This window comes from uncultured Gilvimarinus sp., assembly GCF_963972205.1.
GTDB classification, from domain to species: Bacteria; Pseudomonadota; Gammaproteobacteria; order Pseudomonadales; family Cellvibrionaceae; genus Gilvimarinus; species Gilvimarinus japonicus.
Genome location: NZ_CAXAUC010000001.1, coordinates 349,091 through 370,540, shown reverse-complemented (window position 1 = coordinate 370,540; position 21,450 = coordinate 349,091). Strand labels below are relative to the sequence as shown.

The 21,450-nt window shown below is 53.4% G+C and carries 17 protein-coding genes; 6 read left to right on the top strand and 11 right to left on the bottom strand.

Going from position 1 to position 21,450, the window contains the following annotated elements; all coding sequences use genetic code 11:
- Positions 1-16: 16 nt before the first annotated feature.
- The 10 genes from AACY82_RS01555 to rpsB form a co-directional block, all read right to left on the bottom strand.
- The gene (locus tag AACY82_RS01555) at positions 17-538 is read right to left on the bottom strand and encodes an OmpH family outer membrane protein (protein WP_339615000.1); all 522 of its coding nucleotides are present in this window, start codon (positions 536-538) and stop codon (positions 17-19) included.
- 87 nt (positions 539-625) lie between these two features.
- A complete protein-coding gene (gene bamA, locus AACY82_RS01550; protein ID WP_339614999.1) occupies positions 626-3,298 on the bottom strand; it encodes an outer membrane protein assembly factor BamA in 2,673 nt (890 codons plus the stop codon).
- 94 nt (positions 3,299-3,392) lie between these two features.
- A complete protein-coding gene (gene rseP / locus AACY82_RS01545; protein ID WP_339614998.1) occupies positions 3,393-4,748 on the bottom strand; it encodes an RIP metalloprotease RseP in 1,356 nt (451 codons plus the stop codon).
- Positions 4,749-4,764: 16 nt separating this feature from the next.
- Positions 4,765-5,958, bottom strand: a complete 1,194-nt coding sequence (ispC, locus tag AACY82_RS01540) for a 1-deoxy-D-xylulose-5-phosphate reductoisomerase (RefSeq protein ID WP_339614997.1) — start codon at positions 5,956-5,958, stop codon at positions 4,765-4,767.
- A 4-nt stretch (positions 5,959-5,962) separates the two neighbouring features.
- Positions 5,963-6,823, bottom strand: a complete 861-nt coding sequence (locus AACY82_RS01535) for a phosphatidate cytidylyltransferase (RefSeq protein ID WP_339614996.1) — start codon at positions 6,821-6,823, stop codon at positions 5,963-5,965.
- Entirely contained in the window at positions 6,816-7,583 is a 768-nt protein-coding gene (uppS, locus tag AACY82_RS01530) for a polyprenyl diphosphate synthase (protein WP_339615590.1), read from the bottom strand. The genes AACY82_RS01535 and uppS overlap by 8 nt, the downstream gene beginning before the upstream one ends.
- Before the next feature lie 74 nt (positions 7,584-7,657).
- Positions 7,658-8,215 carry a ribosome recycling factor gene (gene frr / locus AACY82_RS01525; RefSeq protein WP_339614995.1) on the bottom strand — a complete coding sequence of 186 codons (558 nt, stop codon included), beginning with the start codon at positions 8,213-8,215 and terminating at the stop codon, positions 7,658-7,660.
- A complete protein-coding gene (pyrH, locus tag AACY82_RS01520) occupies positions 8,205-8,948 on the bottom strand; it encodes a UMP kinase (protein WP_339614994.1) in 744 nt (247 codons plus the stop codon). The genes frr and pyrH overlap by 11 nt, the downstream gene beginning before the upstream one ends.
- A gap of 106 nt (positions 8,949-9,054) precedes the next feature.
- Entirely contained in the window at positions 9,055-9,924 is an 870-nt protein-coding gene (tsf, locus tag AACY82_RS01515) for a translation elongation factor Ts (protein ID WP_339614993.1), read from the bottom strand.
- 106 nt (positions 9,925-10,030) lie between these two features.
- Positions 10,031-10,774 (bottom strand): 30S ribosomal protein S2, encoded by a 744-nt coding sequence (gene rpsB / locus AACY82_RS01510; RefSeq protein ID WP_339614992.1) that lies wholly within the window; start codon positions 10,772-10,774, stop codon positions 10,031-10,033.
- A 430-nt stretch (positions 10,775-11,204) separates the two neighbouring features.
- Between rpsB and map the strand changes: the two genes are divergently transcribed.
- The 6 genes from map (at position 11,205) to dapD (ending at position 18,132) form a co-directional block, all read left to right on the top strand.
- On the top strand, positions 11,205-11,975 hold the full coding sequence (gene map, locus AACY82_RS01505) for a type I methionyl aminopeptidase (protein ID WP_339614991.1): 771 nt from the start codon (positions 11,205-11,207) through the stop codon (positions 11,973-11,975).
- Between the two features lie 3 nt (positions 11,976-11,978).
- Positions 11,979-14,681, top strand: coding sequence for a [protein-PII] uridylyltransferase (locus tag AACY82_RS01500; RefSeq protein ID WP_339614990.1), 2,703 nt, complete (start codon positions 11,979-11,981; stop codon positions 14,679-14,681).
- Positions 14,682-14,764: 83 nt separating this feature from the next.
- Entirely contained in the window at positions 14,765-15,961 is a 1,197-nt protein-coding gene (dapC, locus tag AACY82_RS01495; protein WP_339614989.1) for a succinyldiaminopimelate transaminase, read from the top strand.
- A gap of 2 nt (positions 15,962-15,963) precedes the next feature.
- Positions 15,964-16,656, top strand: a complete 693-nt coding sequence (gene nth, locus AACY82_RS01490) for an endonuclease III (RefSeq protein WP_339614988.1) — start codon at positions 15,964-15,966, stop codon at positions 16,654-16,656.
- Between the two features lie 46 nt (positions 16,657-16,702).
- Entirely contained in the window at positions 16,703-17,053 is a 351-nt protein-coding gene (locus AACY82_RS01485) for an ArsC family reductase (RefSeq protein ID WP_339614987.1), read from the top strand.
- A gap of 44 nt (positions 17,054-17,097) precedes the next feature.
- Positions 17,098-18,132 carry a 2,3,4,5-tetrahydropyridine-2,6-dicarboxylate N-succinyltransferase gene (gene dapD, locus AACY82_RS01480; RefSeq protein WP_339614986.1) on the top strand — a complete coding sequence of 345 codons (1,035 nt, stop codon included), beginning with the start codon at positions 17,098-17,100 and terminating at the stop codon, positions 18,130-18,132.
- A gap of 100 nt (positions 18,133-18,232) precedes the next feature.
- On the opposite strand, the gene AACY82_RS01475 is transcribed toward dapD, so the two are convergent.
- Positions 18,233-21,301 (bottom strand): hypothetical protein, encoded by a 3,069-nt coding sequence (locus AACY82_RS01475; RefSeq protein WP_339614985.1) that lies wholly within the window; start codon positions 21,299-21,301, stop codon positions 18,233-18,235.
- Positions 21,302-21,450 lie beyond the last annotated feature (149 nt).

Below are 21,450 nucleotides of genomic sequence, written 5' to 3'. Positions count from 1 at the left end.
CACTTTTCCACGTAGCTTACTGAGATTTATTCAGGCGCTCGACCAATTGCGCGGTAATATCGTGATCTGCATCAGCGTGAAAAACAGACTGGGCATTGACAATCATGCCAATTTTTTCATCTTCGATAAGCTTTTCAAGTACGGGGCGAACTTTAGGCGCCAACTCTTGCTGAACACGTTGTAAAACCTGTTGCTGTTCGGCCTGCAATTTCTTTTGCGCCAGCTCGTAATCGGCCCGTAGGTACTCAATTTTCTTACGGTGCTCGGCTAACTTGTCTTCCGACCAGGTCATGCCGTCTTTTTCGGCGCTTTCTTGCAACGCTTTGATATCGGCCACCAAGCTTTCTAGTTTGGCACGCATGGCCGTGAACTCAGCATTTTTCTGTAGGGTTTCCATGCTCTTTTTAGCAAGGTCGGTACCAAGGATAGCCGCTTGCATATCCAGCACGACAACTTTATCGGCCGCAAATGCCGAGGTAGCCGTGGCGGCCGTGGCAGTCAAAGTCATAGCAAGTAGCAAATTCTTTACAATGTTCACAACGCTTTCCTCTATAGTTTTAATCGTATTTATACTTTATACGGTCGGTTTATTCAGTTCTAACGAAGCCGAAGCCTCTAACGCCCACTAGAATGTACGGCCCATGGAGAACTGGAAGCTCTCTTCGCGATCAAACTCATTTTTGTGCAGCGGCTTAGACAAACTGAAAGTCATAGGGCCAAAGCTCGAAATCCAAGTCAGCCCAATACCCGCAGCAGAGCTGATGCGATCAAGGGCGAAATCATAACAGTTAACTTGGGTAGAACTACAGCTTGTATCGAAAACATTACCCGCATCGACAAAAAAGGCGGTCTGGAAAGAGCGCTGATCTTCGATAAAAGGCAGCGGAAACAATAGCTCAACACTGGTCTCGACTAAGAAATTGCCGCCAAATGAACTGCTTTGGTCGGTCACCGGACGCGATCGGGTCATAAGCTCACCAGGGCGACAAGTCGTCAATTGATCCAAACTCCCGAGCTCTGGATCTTCACACAGAACGTTAACAAAGTCGCCCGTCTCACCTTGGTCAATAACACCATCGCCATCTATATCATCCCAAGTGCTGTACTGCGCAAACTGTTGCTCTGGAGGTGTTGCACGGGGCCCCAAACTGTTGCGCTCAAAACCACGCACCGAGCCAAAGCCACCGGCGTAATAATGCTCAAAGAACGGAAGTTCGTCGGTTTTGCCGTAGGAGTCGGCATACCCCAGGCTGGTGCGCAAACGCAAGGTGAGATTTCGCGTCAACGGCTGAAACATCTGGGCATCGTAGGTCAACTTGTAATATTCGAGGTCGCCACCCGGCAATGCAACCTCGATCCCTAAGCGCTGCGAGGCGCCACGAGTGGCCAATATACCGCGGTTTAGGGTCGACTTAGCCCAAGCCGCCTTACTCACAAAGTCGTGAAACTCAGAGCCGTTTACGTCTAAGAACCCAGGCTCACCTTTAATTGAGTTAACATCATCCTCGTCAGAGGGTACGGGGAAGGTTTCATAGGCAGTCGTGGGGAAATCGTCTCCTGCCTGGAGATTCCCGAACGCGATGTCATCCAGCAAGTCGAGGTAATCGCTTTGAGTAATATACTCAGCACTATCAGAGTAGATCGGTGTTCGAATGATCTCGCGCACAGAATAAGAGCTTGGCTTAACCGTCAAGTTACGAAACCCAACACTAAAGTTTAATCGTTCAATATCCGAAATCGGGTAGCCAAAACTGACATTACCACCAAAGATATCGGTGCTATAACCCGCCACATTGATCTGGCCGTAGTCACTACTTTGATAAAACAGATCGAACCCACGGCTGACACCGTCAGGAGTAAAATAAGGGTCGTTATAGTTAAAACTGTAAGCCGTTTGATACTGTGAATGGCTGGCAGAAATACCCACCTGCTTACCAGTACCAAACCAGTTGTTCTGCTGAATGTTGCCAGACAATAACAAACCGGAATACTGCGCATAGCCTACCTGCAGCCCCATGCTACCGGAAGGCTGTTCTTCCACCGTAAAATCAACATCCACCTGATCGGCAACGCCAGGCACCTCAACGGTATCCACTGTCACCTCTTTAAAGAAGCCTAGACGTTCCAGTCGCACCTTAGAGTGTTCGATTTGCGCGGTAGAGGCAGAGCCCCCTTCCATTTGCCGCATTTCGCGGCGCAGCACATTATCTTTGGTGCTGGTATTGCCACGAAAGTTTATCCGACGGACATAAGCGCGTTTTTTAGGATCGATAAAAAAGGTAACTTTTACGGTTTTATCTTCTTCATTACGCTCGGGGATGCCCTCTACTTCGGCGAAGGTATAGCCTTCATTCCCTAAACGATTCGTAATGTATTCGGAGGTGGTCGTCATCAGCGTTTGCGAAAAGGTTTGACTCTCGCGCAACAAAATCAGACGACGAATATAAGCTTCGGCGATGGCTGGATCACCGGCAAGGTCAATTTCACTAACCTTATAAACATCACCTTCGGCAATATTAAGCGTAATAAATACCTGAGATTTATCCGGGCTCAGCGATACCTGCGTGGAATCGAGGTTAAAACCTAGATAACCGCGATCGAGATAATAAGACTCTACCCGCTCAATATCGCCGGTTAACTTTTCACGGTTGTACTTATCATCACCGGTAATCCAGGAAAACCAGCCGGTGGTTTGCAGCTCAAAAAGGTCCAGCAGGGTATCATTGTCAAACGCATCATTACCCACAACGTTAATCTTTTTAATCCGAGCGGTCTCACCTTCATCGATGGTGATCAACACTTTCACTTGGTTGCGGGGCAAATCTTCAATTTCGATATCTACCGAGGCACCATAGCGGCCCTGACCGATGTATTCACGTTCCAAAGCTTGGCTAATACCGTTAAGCGTGGCGCTTTGATAAATCTGCCCTTCTGACAACCCATTGTCGGTCAGGCTCTCCATCAACTGCTCAGTCTTAATAACCTTGTTACCTTCAATTGTGATTTCATTAATGGCGGGACGTTCTTTAACCATCAACACCAACACATCGCCATCGCGACCAATAGAGACGTCGGTAAATAAGCCGACCTTAAACAGTTCGCGGGTGGCGCGCTGGAGCTCGACACTGGACAAGGTATCGCCGACCCGAATCGGCAGCGCACTAAACACAGTACCGGCAGAGACCCGCTGCAAGCCCTCGACACGTATATCATTGACCCGAAAAGTTTGAGCGTGTACCGCAACCGAGAAGCACACCGCCAACAGCAGGCCGAATAATCGAATGAAAACTTGCATCATATAGTTCGTTCTATTTTTGGATTATGAGTTTGTACAAACACAACGCCCGTCAACCTTCGGGCTACACCCGATGGCCACCGGTTTCCTTACTGGATTAGAGCCTCATGATGTCATTATAGAGCGCGAGTATTGTCAGGCCTATTACCATGACTAGCCCTAGCTGATAGCCCACCGCTTGCACTTTTTCTGATACCGGACTGCCCTTTACGACTTCGACAAGGTAGTACATTAAATGACCACCATCGAGTACCGGTATCGGTAATAAATTAAAGACCCCGAGCGACACGCTAAGTAACGCTAAAAACCCGAGAAAGCTGCGCCAGCCGTTTTCAGCCTCAGAGCCCGCAACCTTAGCAATGGTGATTGCTCCACTCAAGTTTTTTGTGGAAATTTCCCCAAAAATCAGCTTCTTAACGGACAACAGGACAAAGGCAGAAGTTTCCCAGGTTTTATCCACGCCCGCGACAAAACCACTCACTAAAGAATACTCGCGCGTCCGTAGCATATCCTCCGGCCACTGCCCCGGCGCTATCGCCATACCGACCCGACCAAAACTTTCACCGCCCTCGGTGATCGCCGCCGGCGTCATGCTGAGCGTAACCGTCTCGCCCTCGCGCTCAACCAGCACCTCTATGCTTTGGCCGGGGCGTGCTTTAACGTAATCTATCCATTCGCGCGCACTGTCGATGCTTTGATCATTCGCGGCAATAATTTTATCGCCGGGCATTAGGCCTGCACTTGCGGCGGGACTGTCCGGGCTTACTTCGGCCGCGATGGCGGCAACTTGCGGCACAAAAGGCTTGACGCCAAGGCCGGATAAAGGCTCCGGCTCAGCCACCCCGCGCAACCAGCCGTCTAACTCTACCTCAGACTGGTAGCGCAGGCTCGAATCCGGGTACCGAGTGGTAAAGGTTAACGGGCCGCTCTCACCCAGCCGGCGCAAAAGCTGCCTCTGAACACTTTGCCACGAGGCCGTTGGGACACCATCGACTGCGAGAATCTCCTGCCCCACCTCTAGGTTGGCCGCTGCAGCAACCGAGTTTGGCGTTACCGAACCGATAACCGGCGCAATACCGCGCTCGCCGCTGGCCACCAGCAACACCCAAAAAACCAAAATAGCGAGAATAAAATTAGCCACAGGGCCAGCCAGAACAATGGCAATACGCTTGGCAACGCTCTGACGGTTAAAGGCTCGATGCTGCTCCGCCGGATCTACCTTGCCCTCGCGCTCATCAAGCATTTTGACGTATCCACCCAAGGGAATCGCCGAGAGCGCGTATTCGGTGCCGGACTTGTCGTAGCGACGCAACAAAACTTTGCCAAAGCCCACGGAGAAGCGCAGCACTTTGACGCCACAGCGTCTGGCCACATAAAAGTGACCAAACTCATGGATCGTCACCAATACGATGATGGCGACAAAAAACCAGAATAATATTTGTAGTATTCCCACTGCTACCTCATTTAACTCACACAAGCCCAGCGTCAATTAGACGACGGGCGTGTTGGCGAGCTTTTGCGTCGGCGAGTTGGACAACGCCCAAATCCACCGGTTCAGTTAATTGTGCCGCCAACAATACCCGCTTATTAACCTCGGCTATATCGGTAAAAGCCAGATCGCCCTGCAAAAAAGCCGCAACGGCCACCTCATTGGCAGCATTTAGGACTGCCGGGGCCGTTAGCCCCATGCTGGCGGCCTGCTCGGCAAGCAACAAACACGGAAAGCGCTCGTAATCGGGCGCACTAAAGTCCAGCCGCGCAGCCGCCACCATATCCAGCGCAGGTACGCCGGATGCGACACGCTCCGGCCAGCCCAACGCATGGGCGATCGGTGTGCGCATATCTGGGTTACCTAACTGCGCCAGCACCGAACCATCCACATACTCCACCATAGAGTGAATCACGCTTTGCGGATGAATCAGCACCTCGATATCATCTGGTGTACAGTTAAACAGCCAACAGGCCTCTATTAACTCCAGACCTTTATTCATCATGGTGGCGGAATCTACCGAGATCTTTTGTCCCATATCCCAATTGGGGTGGGCACAGGCCTGCACAGGCGTTACGCCGGCCAGCTCAGCCACCGGTGTGCTTCTAAACGGGCCGCCAGAGGCGGTTAGTAATATTTTGCGCACGCCAAGCTCTGCCAACTCACAACCCGCCGCCAGCGCCTTTTGCAGCGGCAAACACTGAAAAATTGCGTTGTGCTCACTGTCGATCGGCAATATCTGTGCCCCCGAGCGACGGGCCTCAGCCATAAACAAGCCGCCGGCCATGACCAACACCTCTTTGTTGGCCAATAAGACTTTTTTACCAGACTCCACCGCGGCAAAAGTGGGCAACAAGCCTGCCGCCCCAACGATAGCCGCCATTACCGTATCAACCTCGCCGGCAGCCGCCACGTCGACCAACGCTTGCTCACCCGCGAGCACTTCGGTATCGCAATCGGCGTCGGCCAGAGCCTCACGCAACGCTTGCGCCGCCGTCGCATCACTTAGCACCGCAAAACGCGGCCGGTGTGCTCGCACTTGCTCCGCCAGCTGCTGCCAGCTGGTACTGGCTGTTAACGCGTAAACCTGATAGCGCTCGGGATGCCTTGCCAGTACGTCCAGCGTACTAACACCGATAGACCCAGTCGCACCAAGTACCGTAATTCGCTCCATGGCGTTACCCAAACGGCCCCTGCGACATTGCCAACACCAACGCAAACACCGGCGCCGCAGCCGTTAAACTGTCCATTCTATCCAGTACCCCGCCGTGACCTGGCAACAACGCACTACTGTCTTTAATACCCCGCTCGCGCTTGACCATGCTCTCCAGTAAATCGCCAATCACTGAGATAAGGGATGTCGGCACGACAAGTGCGATAACAGCGAGTAACGGACTACCCAGCAACAGCCAAAGCGCCAAAGCAAACAGCATATTAGCACCGATACCGCCCAAGAAACCCTCCCAGGTTTTGCCGGGACTGACGGCAGGCGCCAACTTGCGCCGGCCAAAGCGCTTGCCGACAAAATAGCCGCCAATATCGGCCACCGCGACGACCGCGACAATCATCAACACCAACCAGGCACCGTCATCCTGCAAGCGCACATAGCTAAAACCAACCCAGGCAGGGACCAGTACAAAAAAGCCCATTAACGCCCGCAGCATCGGTCGCGCCCACAGCAAGCTACTACTGGGGTAGCCCTGCACCCAAAGTAGTGCGACCGCCCACCAAGTACAGCCAATAAGCAGTAAGTGCGCATAACGGCTGTCGATCACGGAGGGGGCTGTTGGCTCCAGTGGCGTACCGAGCGACACCAGGCCAACATAGAGCGCCGCTAGTACAATCGCCGCCGCCTGTGCCAACAAATAGCCAACACGGGCCGCAACTGATTTTAAACCACTTAAATTCGACCACTCCCAGGCGCCAATAAGCACAATGGTTGCCACAAATGCGGGAAACAGCGGAACCGGCAAGAAAAACAAGACGACAAGAAAGGTCGCGGCCAATACACAGGCCGTTAAAATTCGCTGCTTAAGCATGAGAACCGCTCCCGGTGCTAAAACTCGATGATGGCTCACACTGCTCGGAGGTTTTGCCAAAGCGACGCTGGCGCGAAAAAAAGTCGTTGGCGGCCCCGGCGAGAACATCGCCATTAAAATCGGGCCAAAGAACGGGGGTAAAATACAGCTCGGCGTAAGCCGCCTGCCACAGAATAAAGTTGCTGATGCGGTGCTCACCCCCGGTGCGGATCAGTAAATCCAGCGGTGGTAAGTCACCCAAGCAGGTCGCGCGTCCGAAACGTTCTTCGTCAATATCGTCGGCATCCAACTCCCCGGCAGCCACTTGCGCCGCGAGTCGTGCTGCGGTATCGGCGATATCCCAACGACCGCCGTAATCAGCGGCAATAACTAACGTGGTTTTCGCATCGGCTTGATCAGTTAGCGACTCAGCAGAATCAATAGCACGATTAAGAGAGGCACTAAAATTGCGCCGATTGCCGACGACCTTCAAGCGCACACTCTTTTTCTTTAAGGCGCGCGCCTCTTTTTTAAGGTACAAGTGAAACAGCGACATCAAGGCTTCCACCTCACGGGCGGGGCGCTTCCAGTTCTCGCTGCTAAAGGCAAATAAGGTGAGCACCTCGACACCGAGCTCTTGGCACGCGGACATCACATCGCGAATACGCTCGACACCCTCTTTATGCCCCGAGATGCCTGCGAGGTTTCGCTGTTTGGCCCAGCGATTATTGCCGTCCATGATAATAGCTATATGACGTAAACAACTGCCGGTCACAAACATCTCCTGGGCCAATGGGCATAACCCGAATAATGGTTTCAGTGCCCGCCTGCGCCGGGCGGGCACAGTTGATCACCTTATACGGTCATCAACTCTTCTTCTTTCTGAGCCAAAACTTTATCGACTTCAGCAATATACTTATCGGTAATTTTCTGCACTTCATCCTGAGTGCGACGCTCTTCGTCCTCACTGATCTCTTTGTCTTTTAGCAACGCTTTCACATCAGACAACACATCACGACGAACATTACGGATTGAAACCCGGCCATTCTCTGCCTCGGCGCGCGCCTGCTTGATGTACCCCTTACGGGTCTCTTCAGTCAGTGCGGGCAAGGGAATACGAATATTATCACCAGAGGTCGAAGGGTTCAGACCTAGGTTTGACTTCATAATAGCTTTTTCGATCTCGGGCACCATGGGCTTCTCCCAGGGCTTGATCGACAGAGTTCGCGCGTCCTCAATATTGACGTTGGCCACTTGAGCAAGCGGCGTATCTACGCCATAGTAAGACACAGTCACACCATCAAGCAGACTGGGGTGAGCCCGGCCCGTGCGAATTTTGTTGAAGTTGTTGCTCATCGCGGCCAGGGCTTTTTCCATGCGCGAATCGGCGTCTTTTTTCAGTTCATCCAGCATCCGAGGTATCCTCTTCAATCAAGGTGCCTTCATTACTGCCAACCACAATGTTCAGCAGAGCACCACTTTTATTCATACGAAATACCCGCACCGGCATGTCGTGATCTCGGCACAGGCAAATCGCGGTTAAGTCCATCACACCAAGCTTTTCTTCGAGCACATTATCGTAAGTAAGACGGTCGTACTTAGTAGCACTGGCATCCTTCATTGGGTCGGCGGTATAAACACCATCAACCTTGGTAGCCTTAAGGACAATATCAGCCTCGACTTCGATGCCGCGCAAACAGGCAGCCGAATCGGTGGTAAAAAACGGGTTGCCGGTGCCGGCGGCAAAAATCACCACTTCTCCCGCGTTTAAGCAACGAATAGCGTGGCGGCGATCATAGTGCTCAACGATACCGCTCATGGGGATCGCCGACATCACCCGCGACGAGATGTTAGAGCGCTCCAGCGCATCGCGCATGGCTAGCGCGTTCATCACAGTCGCCAGCATACCCATATGATCACCGGTGACTCGATCGAGCCCGGCGGCACTTAGGGCCGCGCCCCGAAACAGGTTGCCGCCGCCGATCACCAGCCCCACCTGCACACCTATACCCACCAACTGGCCGATCTCTAAGGCCATTTTATCGAGCACTTTGGGGTCAATACCAAAACCCACTTCACCCATTAGCTCTTCACCGCTTAGCTTGAGCAAAATGCGTTTGTACTTTTTATCCCGAGAATTTGGCATGGTGGGGCTCCGCATGGCTGAAGAAGGTCAAAAACGGGGGGCAGTTTACAACAAAAGGAGGCCGGATGGACATCCGACCTCCTTTTTTATGCGTAAGATGAGGGACTTACGACTTAGAGGCAGCGACTTGAGCGGCAACTTCGGCAGCGAAGTCCGACTCTTCTTTCTCAACGCCTTCGCCCACTTCAAAGCGAACAAAGCCATTAATCGTAGCACCAGCCTCTTTCGCCAGCTTACCCACAGTCAATTCAGGGTTCTTAACAAAAGGCTGCTCATTTAGGCTGCCTTCCTTCAAGAACTTATTGATGCGGCCCATGGTCATTTTTTCGACGATCTCAGCAGGCTTGCCTTCCATATCTGGCTGCGCCTTAATGATATCCTTTTCTTTCTCAACGATATCAGCAGGCATATCTTCCGGCTTGACCACTTGCGGGTTAACTGCCGCTACGTGCATCGCCACGTCGCGCGCCAGCTCAGCATTGCCACCATCGAGCTTCACGGCAGTTGCAATACGGTTGTTTGAGTGGATGTAGATGTCAATTAAGCCACCTTCAGCAACCGCTACGCGGCGCACACCGATGTTTTCACCAATTTTTTGTACCAGCGCCTCACGAGCCGCTTCGAGGTCGCCGGCCATCAGGGCGGCAACATCGTCTTGCTTGTCGGCAAAAGCCTTATCCAGCACAGCGCGCGCAAATGCCAAAAAGCCTTCGTCGCGGGCGGCAAAGTCAGTTTCACTGTTCACTTCCACCAACACTGCATAACTGTTGTCATCGGCTACTTTAGCCAGCACAACACCATCGGCGGCAGTGCGGCCAGCTTTTTTAGAAGCCTTCAGCCCACTCGCTTTACGCAGATTCTCAATCGCTTGCTCAACATCACCACCAACCTCGGCCAGCGCTTTTTTACACTCCATCATGCCAAGACCGGTACGGTCGCGCAGTTCTTTAACCATTGAAGCAGAAACAGCTGCCATGTAACTATCCTCTCTAAAAATCCGTTGGAAAAAAGGGGCGCAACCTGACGGCCCACCCCTTTTACGTCTTACTGTATCTGTTGTAGATGACAGCTAGGCGGCGGTCTTACTCCGCAGCAGCCTGGCCTTCAGCAGCAACATACTCATCTTTATTCGGCACTTCTTGCGACTGCGCAACGCCTTCGGCGCAAGCATCAGCAATAGCCGTCACGTACAAGCGAACCGCACGGATCGCATCGTCGTTACCTGGGATAACGTAATCAATGCCATCGGGGTTTGAGTTAGTATCAACCACACCAATAACCGGTACACCCAGCTTGTTGGCCTCTGCTACAGCGATACGCTCGTGATCAACATCAACCACAAACAACGCGTCAGGCAGGCCGCCCATATCCTTAATACCACCGATAGAGTTCTCTAGTTTGTCCATATCGCGGGTACGCATCAAAGCTTCTTTTTTGGTCAGCTTCTCAAAAGTACCGTCCTGAGACTGAGCTTCAAGCTCGCGGTAGCGACGGATAGAGGCACGAATAGTTTTGTAGTTAGTCAGCATGCCGCCCAACCAGCGGTGGCTAACATAAGGCATACCAACGCGCTCGGCCTGCTCTTTAACGATTTTCTGAGCGGCGCGCTTGGTGCCAACAAACATGATTTTTTTCTTTTGCGAGGCCAGCTGCTTAACCAGCTCAAGAGTCTCATTGAACGCAGGAACAGTATGCTCCAGGTTAATGATATGAATTTTGTTGCGGGCGCCAAAGATGTAGCGGCCCATCTTGGGGTTCCAGTAACGGGTTTGGTGACCAAAATGGACACCCGCTTGCAGCATATCGCGCATGCTAACTGTAGGCATAATCGTATTCCTGATTGTATCGGGTTAGGCCTCCATATACCCCGCAAGCCAACCCATAAGGGCACCCAGGCTAAACGTGTCGGTATATGTGTGACGTTAAGGTTTATTCGCCCGCTTTTAGCTCTGCTTAGCCAGAGTTTGCACGGACGGCGCGCTTTATACCACACACACGAGCCCAAGGGAAGTTTTTACCTGCCTACTAAGCTGGCACCGGCCGCACAAAAGGCACTTTAACGCCAAATTAAAGAGCGCTCACAGGGCATCAAAGACGCACAAATCCATCGGCAACCTTTATAGGTAGCGTCCACCAGGACGCCCCACCCAAACCACGCACCCTGCACGGGCTGTAGTCCTGCGCGCCGATCGGTTAAACTATCCGCTACCGTAAAAAACGCGCCGTTTGGGCGCGAGCAGTCCAAAGTGAGAAATCATGAGCGTATCCATTAAAACCCCCGCCGACATCGAGAAAATGCGTGTCGCCGGCCGCATGGCCGCCGAAGTGCTCGAAATGATTGAGCCCTATGTGGTGGCGGGCGTCACCACCGCCGAACTCGACAAGCGCTGTCACGACCACATTGTCGATGTGCAAAACGCGATCCCCGCGTGTTTAGATTACCGCGGCTTTCCCAAGTCTGTGTGCACCTCGGTTAACCATGTAATTTGCCACGGCATCCCATCCGAGAAGAAAGTTCTGAAAAATGGTGACATCATCAACATAGACGTCACCGTCATCTACGACGGCTACCACGGCGACACCAGTAAAATGTACTTTGTCGGCGACGTCGCACCCCACGCCAAGCGCTTGGTGGAGATTACCCAAGAGTGCCTTTACAAGGGTATTGAACTGGTTAAACCAGGCTGCCGCCTCGGAGACATCGGGGCCGTTATCCAGCAACACGCCGAGGCCAATTATTACTCGGTGGTAAGAGAGTACTGCGGCCACGGCATTGGCACCGTATTCCACGAAGAGCCGCAGGTACTGCATTACGGCCGTGCCGGCACCGGGCTAGAACTAAAAGAAGGCATGACCTTCACCATCGAACCCATGATTAACGCTGGCAAATCCCAGACCAAACTTAAGCGCGATGGCTGGACCGTCGAAACCAAAGATGGCCGCCTGTCGGCTCAGTGGGAACACACGCTCGCGGTTACCGCCGATGGCGTCGAAGTTCTCACCAAGCGCACCGAGGAACCTTTTTAACCCATGATCAGCGCCCAGACGCCCTACTTTACCCGCCCGCTGTTTTTCTTTGATCAGAGCCGGTTTCGCAAAGCTCTGGCCGAAAAACCTCTGATCACCGTTTTTAAAGATGCGATTACCGCGGCAAATGCGCAGTTTGACGTGCGGTTTCGCGAGGGTGAAGACATCCGTGCGCTGGTGCACGAACGCGCACTGTTCGTCGACTGTCTGCTGCATTACGCTTGGTACCAGCTCGACTGGCCCGAGGGCATTAGCCTTGAGGCCGTCGGCGGCTACGGCCGCTGCGAACTGCACCCACACTCGGATATCGACCTCCTCATACTGCTCGAAGAGGGCCTGATGATTGACCGCTGCCAAGACAACCTGGAGCGGTTTTTAACCTTACTGTGGGATATAGGCCTTGAGATCGGCCACAGCGTTCGCACGGTTAGGCAGTGCGTGGATATCGCTCGCGACGACATTACCGTCGCCACCAATTTAATGGAATCGCGTACCCTCGTGGGCGACCCTAACTTGCGCGCCCACCTACTCAAATTTACCGCGCCGGACAACATGTGGCCTGCCGATGAGTTCTTCAAAGCCAAATTCGAAGAACAAAACCAGCGCCACGAGAAATACAAAAACAGCGAGTACAACCTAGAGCCCAACTTAAAAAATGCCCCCGGCGGTTTACGCGATATTCAAATGATCTCTTGGGTGGCCAAGCGCTTTTTTGCGGTGCGCACACTTAAAGAGCTAGAAGGCAAAGGCTTTTTTACCGAAGAGGAATTCTCACTATTGCAAAACGGTGAGGAGTTTCTCTGGCGGGTTCGCTACGGTCTGCATATGGTCGCCAACCGCCCTGAAGAGCGTTTGCTGTTTGATCATCAGCGCGAGCTGGCCAAACTGTTCGGCTATAAAGACACCGACGAGCGCTTGGGTGTCGAGCAGTTTATGCATAAGTACTATCGCTTAGTGATGTCGCTGCGCGAACTCAACGACGTCTTATTACAGTTTTTGTACGAGGCCATTTTACAGCGTGGCGTTAAAAAAACCGTCACCCCAATTAACGAGCGCTTCCAGCGCCGCGATGACTACATCGAAGTCGCCCACATATACGTCTTTGAAGAGTCGCCATCGGCCCTGTTAGAAATTTTCGTCTTAATGGCGCAAAACCCAGACATCAAAGGGGTACGCGCCTCCACCATCCGCTTGATGCGCGAGAGCCGCCATCTACTGGATGACGCCTTTCGCGAAGACCCCGCAAACAACCAGTTATTTTTGCAGCTATTTACGTATCCCGCGCAGCTGGTCGATGAACTCAAGCGCATGACGCGCTACGGCATCCTGGGCCTCTACTTGCCCGAGTTCGGCCGGGTAACGGGCCAGATGCAACACGATTTATTTCATATATACACCGTAGATGCGCACACATTATTGCTCATCCAAAACTTGTGTAATTTTTTACAACCGCAAGCCAAAGAGGACTTTCCGGTTGCCTGGCACGTAATGCGAAGGCTGCCAAAGGTAGAAATTATTCTACTGGCCGGCCTCTATCACGACATCGCCAAAGGTCGCGGCGGCGACCACTCGACGTTAGGCGCAGTTGATGCCGAAGCGTTCGCTTTACGTCACAACCTGTCGCCTCGCGAAACCCGGTTGATGAGCTGGCTGGTAGAAAAGCACCTGTTAATGTCATCGGTTTCGCAAAAACAAGATATCTCTGACCCAGATGTGATTCACAGCTTTGCGTTAATCGTCGGCGATCAGATCCACTTAGATCACCTATACGCGCTGACAGTTGCCGACATTAACGCCACCAACCCTGACCTTTGGAACACCTGGCGCGCCAGCTTAATGCGCACCCTGTACTTAGAGACAAAACGCGCACTGCGCAGAGGCCTCGAAAACAACATCGACAAGCAAGACTGGATCGAGGAGACTCAGCAAGCGGCCATTAGCCGCCTTAACCGCCACCACGTAAGCACCGAACAGTGCCTCCAGGTGTGGGAAGACGTCGACGACGAGTATTTTTTGCGCGAGTCACATCAGGATATCGCCTGGCACACCGAGGCGATCCTCAATCACGACGATCGCGACGGGCCGCTGATTTTGATTCAGGAAACGTCCAGTCGCGAACTGGAAGGCGCCACCCAAATTTTTGTTCGCAGCAAAGGGCGCAACAACGTTTTCGCCGATGTCGCAACCGTGCTCGACGCCATGAATTTAAGCGTACAAGATGCGCGAATTTACAACTCAAAATCCGGCTATACGCTCGACACTTTTTTTGTCTTAAATCAAGATGGCGAACCATTGGGCACCGACGCGAAAGTGCTGCAGCGAATATACGACGGACTCTATGAAGAACTGACCGTTAGCGACAACAACCGCAACCTTAGCACCCGTCGCACACCGCGCCGCCTTAAACACTTCTCTCGCCCCACCCGCACCAGCATTCGCAACGATATGCTTAGCGGTTACACGCTATTGGAAGTTATCAGCCCAGATCGCCCCGGTTTACTGGCGTGCATCGCTCGAGTCTTTATCGACTTTGAGCTCCACTTACAAAACGCCAAAATTGCCACCTTGGGCGAGCGCGTCGAGGATATGTTTTACATTACCGACAACAACGGCCAACCACTTTCTGACCCCACGCTGTGTCAGCGCCTGCAAGATGAAATTTGCCGGCAGCTAGACGACCGCGTCGACCGTGCGGCGGGCTTTTAAGCCGCCGCAACTTTTATAGAAATATTTTTAAGCCGATGCCACAGATTCATAGCATTGCCGATCAAACGCACTGACGACTTCACATGAATAACGATTTAAACCAATTACACCCCTACCCCTTTGAAAAGCTCGCGGCCCTCAAAGCCGGTATCACCCCGCCGCAATCGCTCGAGCATATTGCCCTGTCTATTGGCGAACCAAAACACTTGCCGCCCGCCTTTGTGCTGCGCGCTTTAAGCGACAACCTCGATCGGCTGGCCAACTACCCGGCCACAAAAGGATTACCAGAGCTGCGCAAGGCCATTGCGCGTTGGGCTGACCAGCGCTTTAACTTATGCCAAAAGCTTGACCCCGAAACTCAGGTGCTCCCCGTTAACGGTACCCGCGAAGCACTATTTGCTTTTGCTCAGGCCGTGATCGACCGCAGCGCCAGCGACCCGCTGGTGGTGTGCCCCAATCCTTTTTATCAAATTTATGAAGGGGCCGCTTTTCTGGCTGGCGCCACACCACATTTTTTAAACTGCAGCGCGACCAATCATTTTATTCCCAATTTTGCTGAGGTTCCGGCCAGCGTTTGGCAACAGTGTCAGCTTTTATACTTGTGCTCGCCGGGCAACCCCACCGGGGCGGTGATGAGCTCAGCGCAGCTGCAACAACTGATTGAACTCGCCGATCGCTACGATTTTGTGATTGCCTCTGATGAATGCTACAGCGAGCTATACCAACACGAGAACCAAGCGCCCGCCGGCTTGCTCGAAGCCTGTAGCGATATGGGCCGCAATGACTACCGCCGCTGCGTGGTGTTTCACAGTTTATCCAAGCGCTCTAACTTGCCAGGCCTGCGCTCGGGTTTTGTCGCCGGCGATGCGGATATTCTCGGCAAATTTTTGCAGTATCGCACCTACCATGGCTGCGCGATGCCAGTGCCGACACAACTGGCGAGCGTTGCCGCCTGGCAAGATGAGAATCATGTACTGGCCAACCGCGATGCGTATCGGGCAAAGTTTGACGCGGTGCTAAATATCTTAGATGGTTGTCTGGACGTCGAGCGCCCCGAGGCTGGCTTTTACCTGTGGCCCAAGCTGCCTATTTTGGGCGAGGAATTTGCCCAGCGCTTATTTGCCGAACAAAACATTACCGTACTGCCAGGCGCCTATTTAGCCCGCGATGCCGACACAGGCAACCCGGCAGAGTACTATGTGCGTATGGCACTGGTCGCCACCGAGGCCGAATGTATCGATGCGGCCCACCGCATTCGCCACTTTGTAAAAAGCCTTTAACCATGTGCGAGCTCAACACGCCACCAACCGCTACGGTAAACCTCAAAAAAGCCGAACGGGTCGCGCTTATTCAGCGAACACTGGATGAGCTCTACCCCACTACGCCTATCCCGCTGGATCACTTTGACGCCTATAGCTTGCTGATCGCGGTGTTGCTATCCGCCCAGTGTACCGACGCGCGGGTCAATCAAATTACCCCGGCACTGTGGCAACTGGCCGACAACCCGCACGACATGGCAAAAGTGCCTATCGAGGAGATCAAAGCGGTGATTCGCCCCTGTGGTCTATCGCCGCAAAAGTCCAAAGCCATTTCGGTATTGTCCCAAAGGCTCGTGGATGAATTCGACGGCCAAGTGCCCGCCGATATGGCCGCGTTAGAAACCCTGCCCGGAGTAGGCCACAAAACTGCCAGTGTGGTTATGAGCCAAGCGTTTGGGGTGCCTGCGTTTCCGGTCGACACCCACATACACCGCTTAGCGCAGCGCTGGGGGCTAACCCACGGCAAAAATGTGGTGCAAACTGAGAAAGACTTAAAACGTTTATTCCCCAAAGAGAGCTGGAATAAGCTGCACTTGCAAATTATCTACTACGGCCGCGAACACTGCAGCGCACGCGGCTGTAACGGTTTAGTGTGCGGGATTTGCCGCGCCTGTTACCCAGCGCGTAAACACCCAAAGCAAGTGCAAAAGCCCTAAACCCAAACAGATTTGTTATTATGGCCGCTTTTGCGCGGAGCGAGCGATGCAGCCAACCCTATACGGCATTAAAAACTGCGACACGGTGAAAAAAGCGCGGCAATGGTTAGCGACAAACGTGCCCGATTACCAATTTCACGACTTCCGCAGCGACGGCCTCAGTGAGGCAAAAGTGCTGCAATGGATTGATGCCTTGGGGATCGATGCCCTTATCAACAAGCGCTCCACCACGTGGAAGAGCTTTAGCGAGGACGACAAAACTCGTATTTTTGACCTCAACCAAGCTCCGGCATTAATAGTCGCCAACCCGACCATCATTAAACGGCCTGTATTAGAAGCCGAAGGCACGACTCAGGTAGGCTTTAAAGCCGAACAATACGCTGCCGTTTTTAGCTAACACAACACTTTACGACTTTTGATAACCGCAAAACAGGATTACACATGAGCAAACTCTACAGCCTCGGCCTCGGTGTCGGCACCCAAAACCAAAAAGGCGAATGGCTTGAGGTGTTTTACCCTGCACCACTGCTTAACCCCAGCGACGCCACAGCACAGGCCATTAGCCAAACAGTAGGTTATGAAGGCGGCAATCAGGCGTTAGCGTTAAACAAGCAACAGGCCGCAGAACTCGCAAAAGCACTCAGCGCGGCCGGTGATGCCGAGCAAGCTGCCATTGCCGAGTCTCTTGCCAGCAGTGAGCGCCCGCTGGTCGCCACGTTACTCGCCGCCGACGAAGCGCCCACCAGCGTACCCGAGGGTTATTTAAAGCTGCACTTGTTGTCGCACCGTTTAGTAAAACCTCACGGCACCAACCTCACCGGTTTGTTTGGCGTGCTGGCCAATGTCGCCTGGACCAATCAAGGCGCCATCGATTTGGCTGAGCTCCCCGCGCGACAGTTACAAGCGCGCCTTAACGGCGAGCTTTTGGACGTAGCATGCGTGGATAAATTCCCCAAAATGACCAACTATGTGGTGCCGGCCGGGGTGCGTATCGCCCACACTGCGCGCGTGCGCTTAGGCGCCTACCTGGGCGAAGGCACCACCATCATGCACGAAGGCTTTGTTAACTTTAACGCCGGCACCGATGGTCCCGGTATGATTGAAGGCCGTATCTCGGCGGGTGTATTTGTCGGCGCGGGTTCTGACTTGGGCGGCGGCAGCTCAACCATGGGCACCTTGTCGGGTGGCGGCAATATCGTTATCAGCCTGGGCAAAGAGTGCCTGCTGGGCGCCAACGCTGGCACCGGCATTCCACTGGGCGATCGCTGTACAGTTGAGTCCGGCTTGTACATCACCGCCGGCACTAAAGTTGCCGTACTTGACGACAGCGGCAAGGAAGTGGATGTTGCCAAAGCGCGCGACTTAGCCGGCAAATCCGATTTACTTTTCCGTCGCAACTCTATGTCCGGTCGTATTGAATGTTTAACCAACAAATCTAGCGTGCAGTTAAACGAAGAGTTACACGTTAACGCCTAAATCGACACCCTGACAAAAACCATGTCAGGGTAGCGCGCACTAAAAAGCCAGGGCTATGCCCCGGCTTTTTAGTGCGCTTAATGTTGCGAGTAACGCCTAACTACGGCGCGGCAACTTCAGCCAAATTAACCTCAAACGGATAGCGCTCAGTCGTCAATGAATCAGCCAGCTCCAACTCAAGCGTATCGGGACGATCGTTAAGCGCAAGTACAACCCCCGCCTCGCCAAACATATTACGCATTTTTGCGGGATCGCTCACCAGCTCACCATTACGCTTAGCGCGCACGGCGACCACACGACTCACATTGCCGTTAAAACTCAATATAACTTCACGCGGATTAAACTCGGTAACTTGCAGACTTAAGCCTTCATCTTGCCAGGTTGCACCAATCTCAAATGCAAACTCTTCAACATGAGAAGCGTCAGCCACATTGAGTAGCAACTCCCCTTGTATGCGCTCGGGTGAGGTCACTTTGGTGTCACGATCACGGAACGTCGCATCGCCTTTAATCCAGGGTTTTTGCTCGTCGGGTTGATACTCACCGTTCATCCAATAGCCACCGTCGTGTACAAACGGAAAGTACACCGTGTTAGCCAACGCTTGCGGTTCACTGTTGGCAAACTCTAACGCTGTTAAACGCACCGCCCCTGCCCCCAGTGCGCCCACTAATGGCACACCGTTGGACAGATACGCACTAAAGCTAATGTTCATACCAAAGCGGTCATCAAACTCCAAACTTTGAAAAGCGAGCGTTGCCGGGCCCGCAACCGTCTCTAACACCGGCTTTTGCCAACTGTAGGTGACTGACGGGGGTTGCGTCGCTTTTAAGGCTTTTTGGACTGCATCGGGATCTGCAAGCGGTAACGCTTTTGCACCAAACAAACTATTGTTAACGGCTGGCCAGACCGTATTAATACTAACGGGATAACGCTTCACCTCGGCGTTTTTGGCGATTACCACCTCAATACGATCGACCTCTCCGTGATAATCGACCGATGCGGTTTTACCACTGCCAATAAGTGTGCCGCCCCACATTGCACTACCGGATGACAAGGCTTTGCCGTCTTTATTTAACGCCGCCACATGCAATAAATTATCGACCTCGCCACTATAACGATACTGCAGCGCGTGCTTACCAGCGTCCATAAAGCGCACCATCAAGCCGTTGCGCTCGATGACCTGCCCCGCAAGCGGCTGCTGTAACACAATCTTCTCGATGGCGTTTACTTGTCGATAATCGATATACCCCTTCACTTCGGCAACATCACTGGCGCTTACGCCCGTATCGAGCGCGATCGCTTTACTTCCCTGAGTCGAGGTATAGGCCACTTGCTCACCATCCACAAAAGCGGTCGACGTCATACTTGAGCCAATTTCTGAGGGCGCAAGGTTTTTATCCTCACCACACTCAACGGTTGGCAGTAGCGACTGCCCCTGCGCATCCAGCACATCGACTAACGTCATGCTTGCCGCTGAGCCTCGGGTGGGTGCATTAGGTAAGTTATACGCGAGTGTTTTAAGGGCGACCTCCAGCTGTTGTTGATCGTTGAGGGTTAGCGACTCTACCGCGATGGCAAAAGGGCCCGTCTCCGCCGTCGGAGTAAAAAAGCTATTGTGAAAGTCGCTATAGCTTGCGTAGGGCTTAACCTCGGCGTTAGCCAGGTTGGTAAACACGGGCGGGTTTGATTCTAATTGCTCTTCGGTGGGCGCCTCACCCGGTGACGAGAACATTCCCGAGAAAATAGAGCTGACCCAACGGCTCACATCGCGCTGCAGGTGACGATCAAAAAAGACCGTTGCGCCCACGCTATCGTCACTACGGGTAACCTCAAGGCGATCATACAGCCCGGCAACCTCGGGCCAATTTTTTTTTGCCTCAGCACGCCACTCGGCAATACGCTCGTCAAAAGCTTGATAGCTGTTGTTAATAAATTCGGCATCCTGACTAAACACCTGGGTGCGCAACTCAACCCCGGGTGGCACCGCCACCGGCTCTAAATCAAGATATAAACCCTCGGCGGGCTGCGCCGCAGCACCCACACTTTTTAACATCATGCCACTCATGCCGCCGGCGGCCTCGCCAATGTTTTCAGGAATAAACACCGCCAGTGAGGCCAACTGATTGGCACTCACCTCTTGCCAGCGCTGTAGCGATTGGCTGGCCGGGGCTTTTTGCTCAAGGCGCATTTGCAGTTGCTCAACGCTGGCCGGATCACCCACGATGATGCGGTCAGCGCCGATCACCGCCCGCATCGTGGTGCCAGCATCGCAGGCGTTGGCGCGGGAGGTACGAAACATTAGCCCCTCTTCCGACTCACTCTCAATGGTGTAGCGCTCGCCCAGCCAGCTTTTAACCTTGTCCGGTGAAAACACCCCCGACAGCACTATCACCGCGCCGGTATGCTTTGCACTGTGGGTACCCGCAAGCCACATATGCGCGATCTGCTTACGCACATCAATACCTGCGCGGGCCAACGATTGCCAAAAATCGTCATCCCCGGATACCGGTGAGGGCAAATCGGCCTGAGTCCCCGCCAACCCCTCCAGCTGTACGGCTCGTGCGACATCCACATGGGCCAGCGCGTAAGTATCGGGCGAAGCCAGTGCCTCGGCCCACCGCTGTTGCTGATCATCCAGCTGAGCGCCCTGCCACAAGGGTCGGCTCACCCACAGCACAAACACCGTCAAAGCAATGGCCACCAGTACCAGTGCACCCAGCAGCACATACACTTTATTACGTCGCCGAATACCCGGGCTGCGGCTCGCCTCAGATGCTAGCGTGGGCTCTTCAGCAACCGCCCCCGTCACGGCGCTATCGTTGGCGTCGGCGGCGTTTTCGTCAAGCGACTCGTCGACCGCAATACCCGGCTCGACCGCCGCGGGCTTAGGTGAGTGCCCTGCCGCGACTGATTCATCATCTGGCGCTGTGTCGGCCGGCTCTTGATCTCCGGCTGACACCATTAACACCGCGCCGGCGTTGGCAAAGGCTTTACGCCATTTGTAGGCCTCCTCGTCGGTCGCGACTTTCTTAACAACCACCGCTTTACCGCTAAACAGCATACGGCGTATCTGCGCTTCATCGCGCTTAAGCAGCTTGGCCAGCTGACTTATAACCTGGCCGCGCTCAAAGCCAGTAATCACATCGCCCGCAAAGACTAGTTTTATCATGAGATTCTCATCTGCCTCCCTGTTGGTAGACTTACTGTCCCCTATCAAATGCGTCAAATCAAGCGCCATTAACGCCACCCTACCGGGACGCGTCTGTGGCGCTCTACTTGTGCCGCCAAACCCGTTATAATTGCGCCCTTTCGACCGAA

Coding starts and splice junctions, on each gene's coding strand:
- AACY82_RS01485 (WP_339614987.1), top strand. CDS start 16,703: ATGCAGCCAACCCTATACGGCATTAAAAACTGCGACACGGTGAAAAAA.
- dapC (WP_339614989.1), top strand. CDS start 14,765: ATGAATAACGATTTAAACCAATTACACCCCTACCCCTTTGAAAAGCTC.
- pyrH (WP_339614994.1), bottom strand. CDS start 8,948: ATGCCAAATTCTCGGGATAAAAAGTACAAACGCATTTTGCTCAAGCTA.
- ispC (WP_339614997.1), bottom strand. CDS start 5,958: ATGGAGCGAATTACGGTACTTGGTGCGACTGGGTCTATCGGTGTTAGT.
- tsf (WP_339614993.1), bottom strand. CDS start 9,924: ATGGCAGCTGTTTCTGCTTCAATGGTTAAAGAACTGCGCGACCGTACC.
- dapD (WP_339614986.1), top strand. CDS start 17,098: ATGAGCAAACTCTACAGCCTCGGCCTCGGTGTCGGCACCCAAAACCAA.
- AACY82_RS01475 (WP_339614985.1), bottom strand. CDS start 21,301: ATGATAAAACTAGTCTTTGCGGGCGATGTGATTACTGGCTTTGAGCGC.
- nth (WP_339614988.1), top strand. CDS start 15,964: ATGTGCGAGCTCAACACGCCACCAACCGCTACGGTAAACCTCAAAAAA.
- bamA (WP_339614999.1), bottom strand. CDS start 3,298: ATGATGCAAGTTTTCATTCGATTATTCGGCCTGCTGTTGGCGGTGTGC.
- uppS (WP_339615590.1), bottom strand. CDS start 7,583: ATGTTTGTGACCGGCAGTTGTTTACGTCATATAGCTATTATCATGGAC.
- map (WP_339614991.1), top strand. CDS start 11,205: ATGAGCGTATCCATTAAAACCCCCGCCGACATCGAGAAAATGCGTGTC.
- frr (WP_339614995.1), bottom strand. CDS start 8,215: ATGCTGGATGAACTGAAAAAAGACGCCGATTCGCGCATGGAAAAAGCC.
- AACY82_RS01535 (WP_339614996.1), bottom strand. CDS start 6,823: ATGCTTAAGCAGCGAATTTTAACGGCCTGTGTATTGGCCGCGACCTTT.
- AACY82_RS01500 (WP_339614990.1), top strand. CDS start 11,979: ATGATCAGCGCCCAGACGCCCTACTTTACCCGCCCGCTGTTTTTCTTT.
- rpsB (WP_339614992.1), bottom strand. CDS start 10,774: ATGCCTACAGTTAGCATGCGCGATATGCTGCAAGCGGGTGTCCATTTT.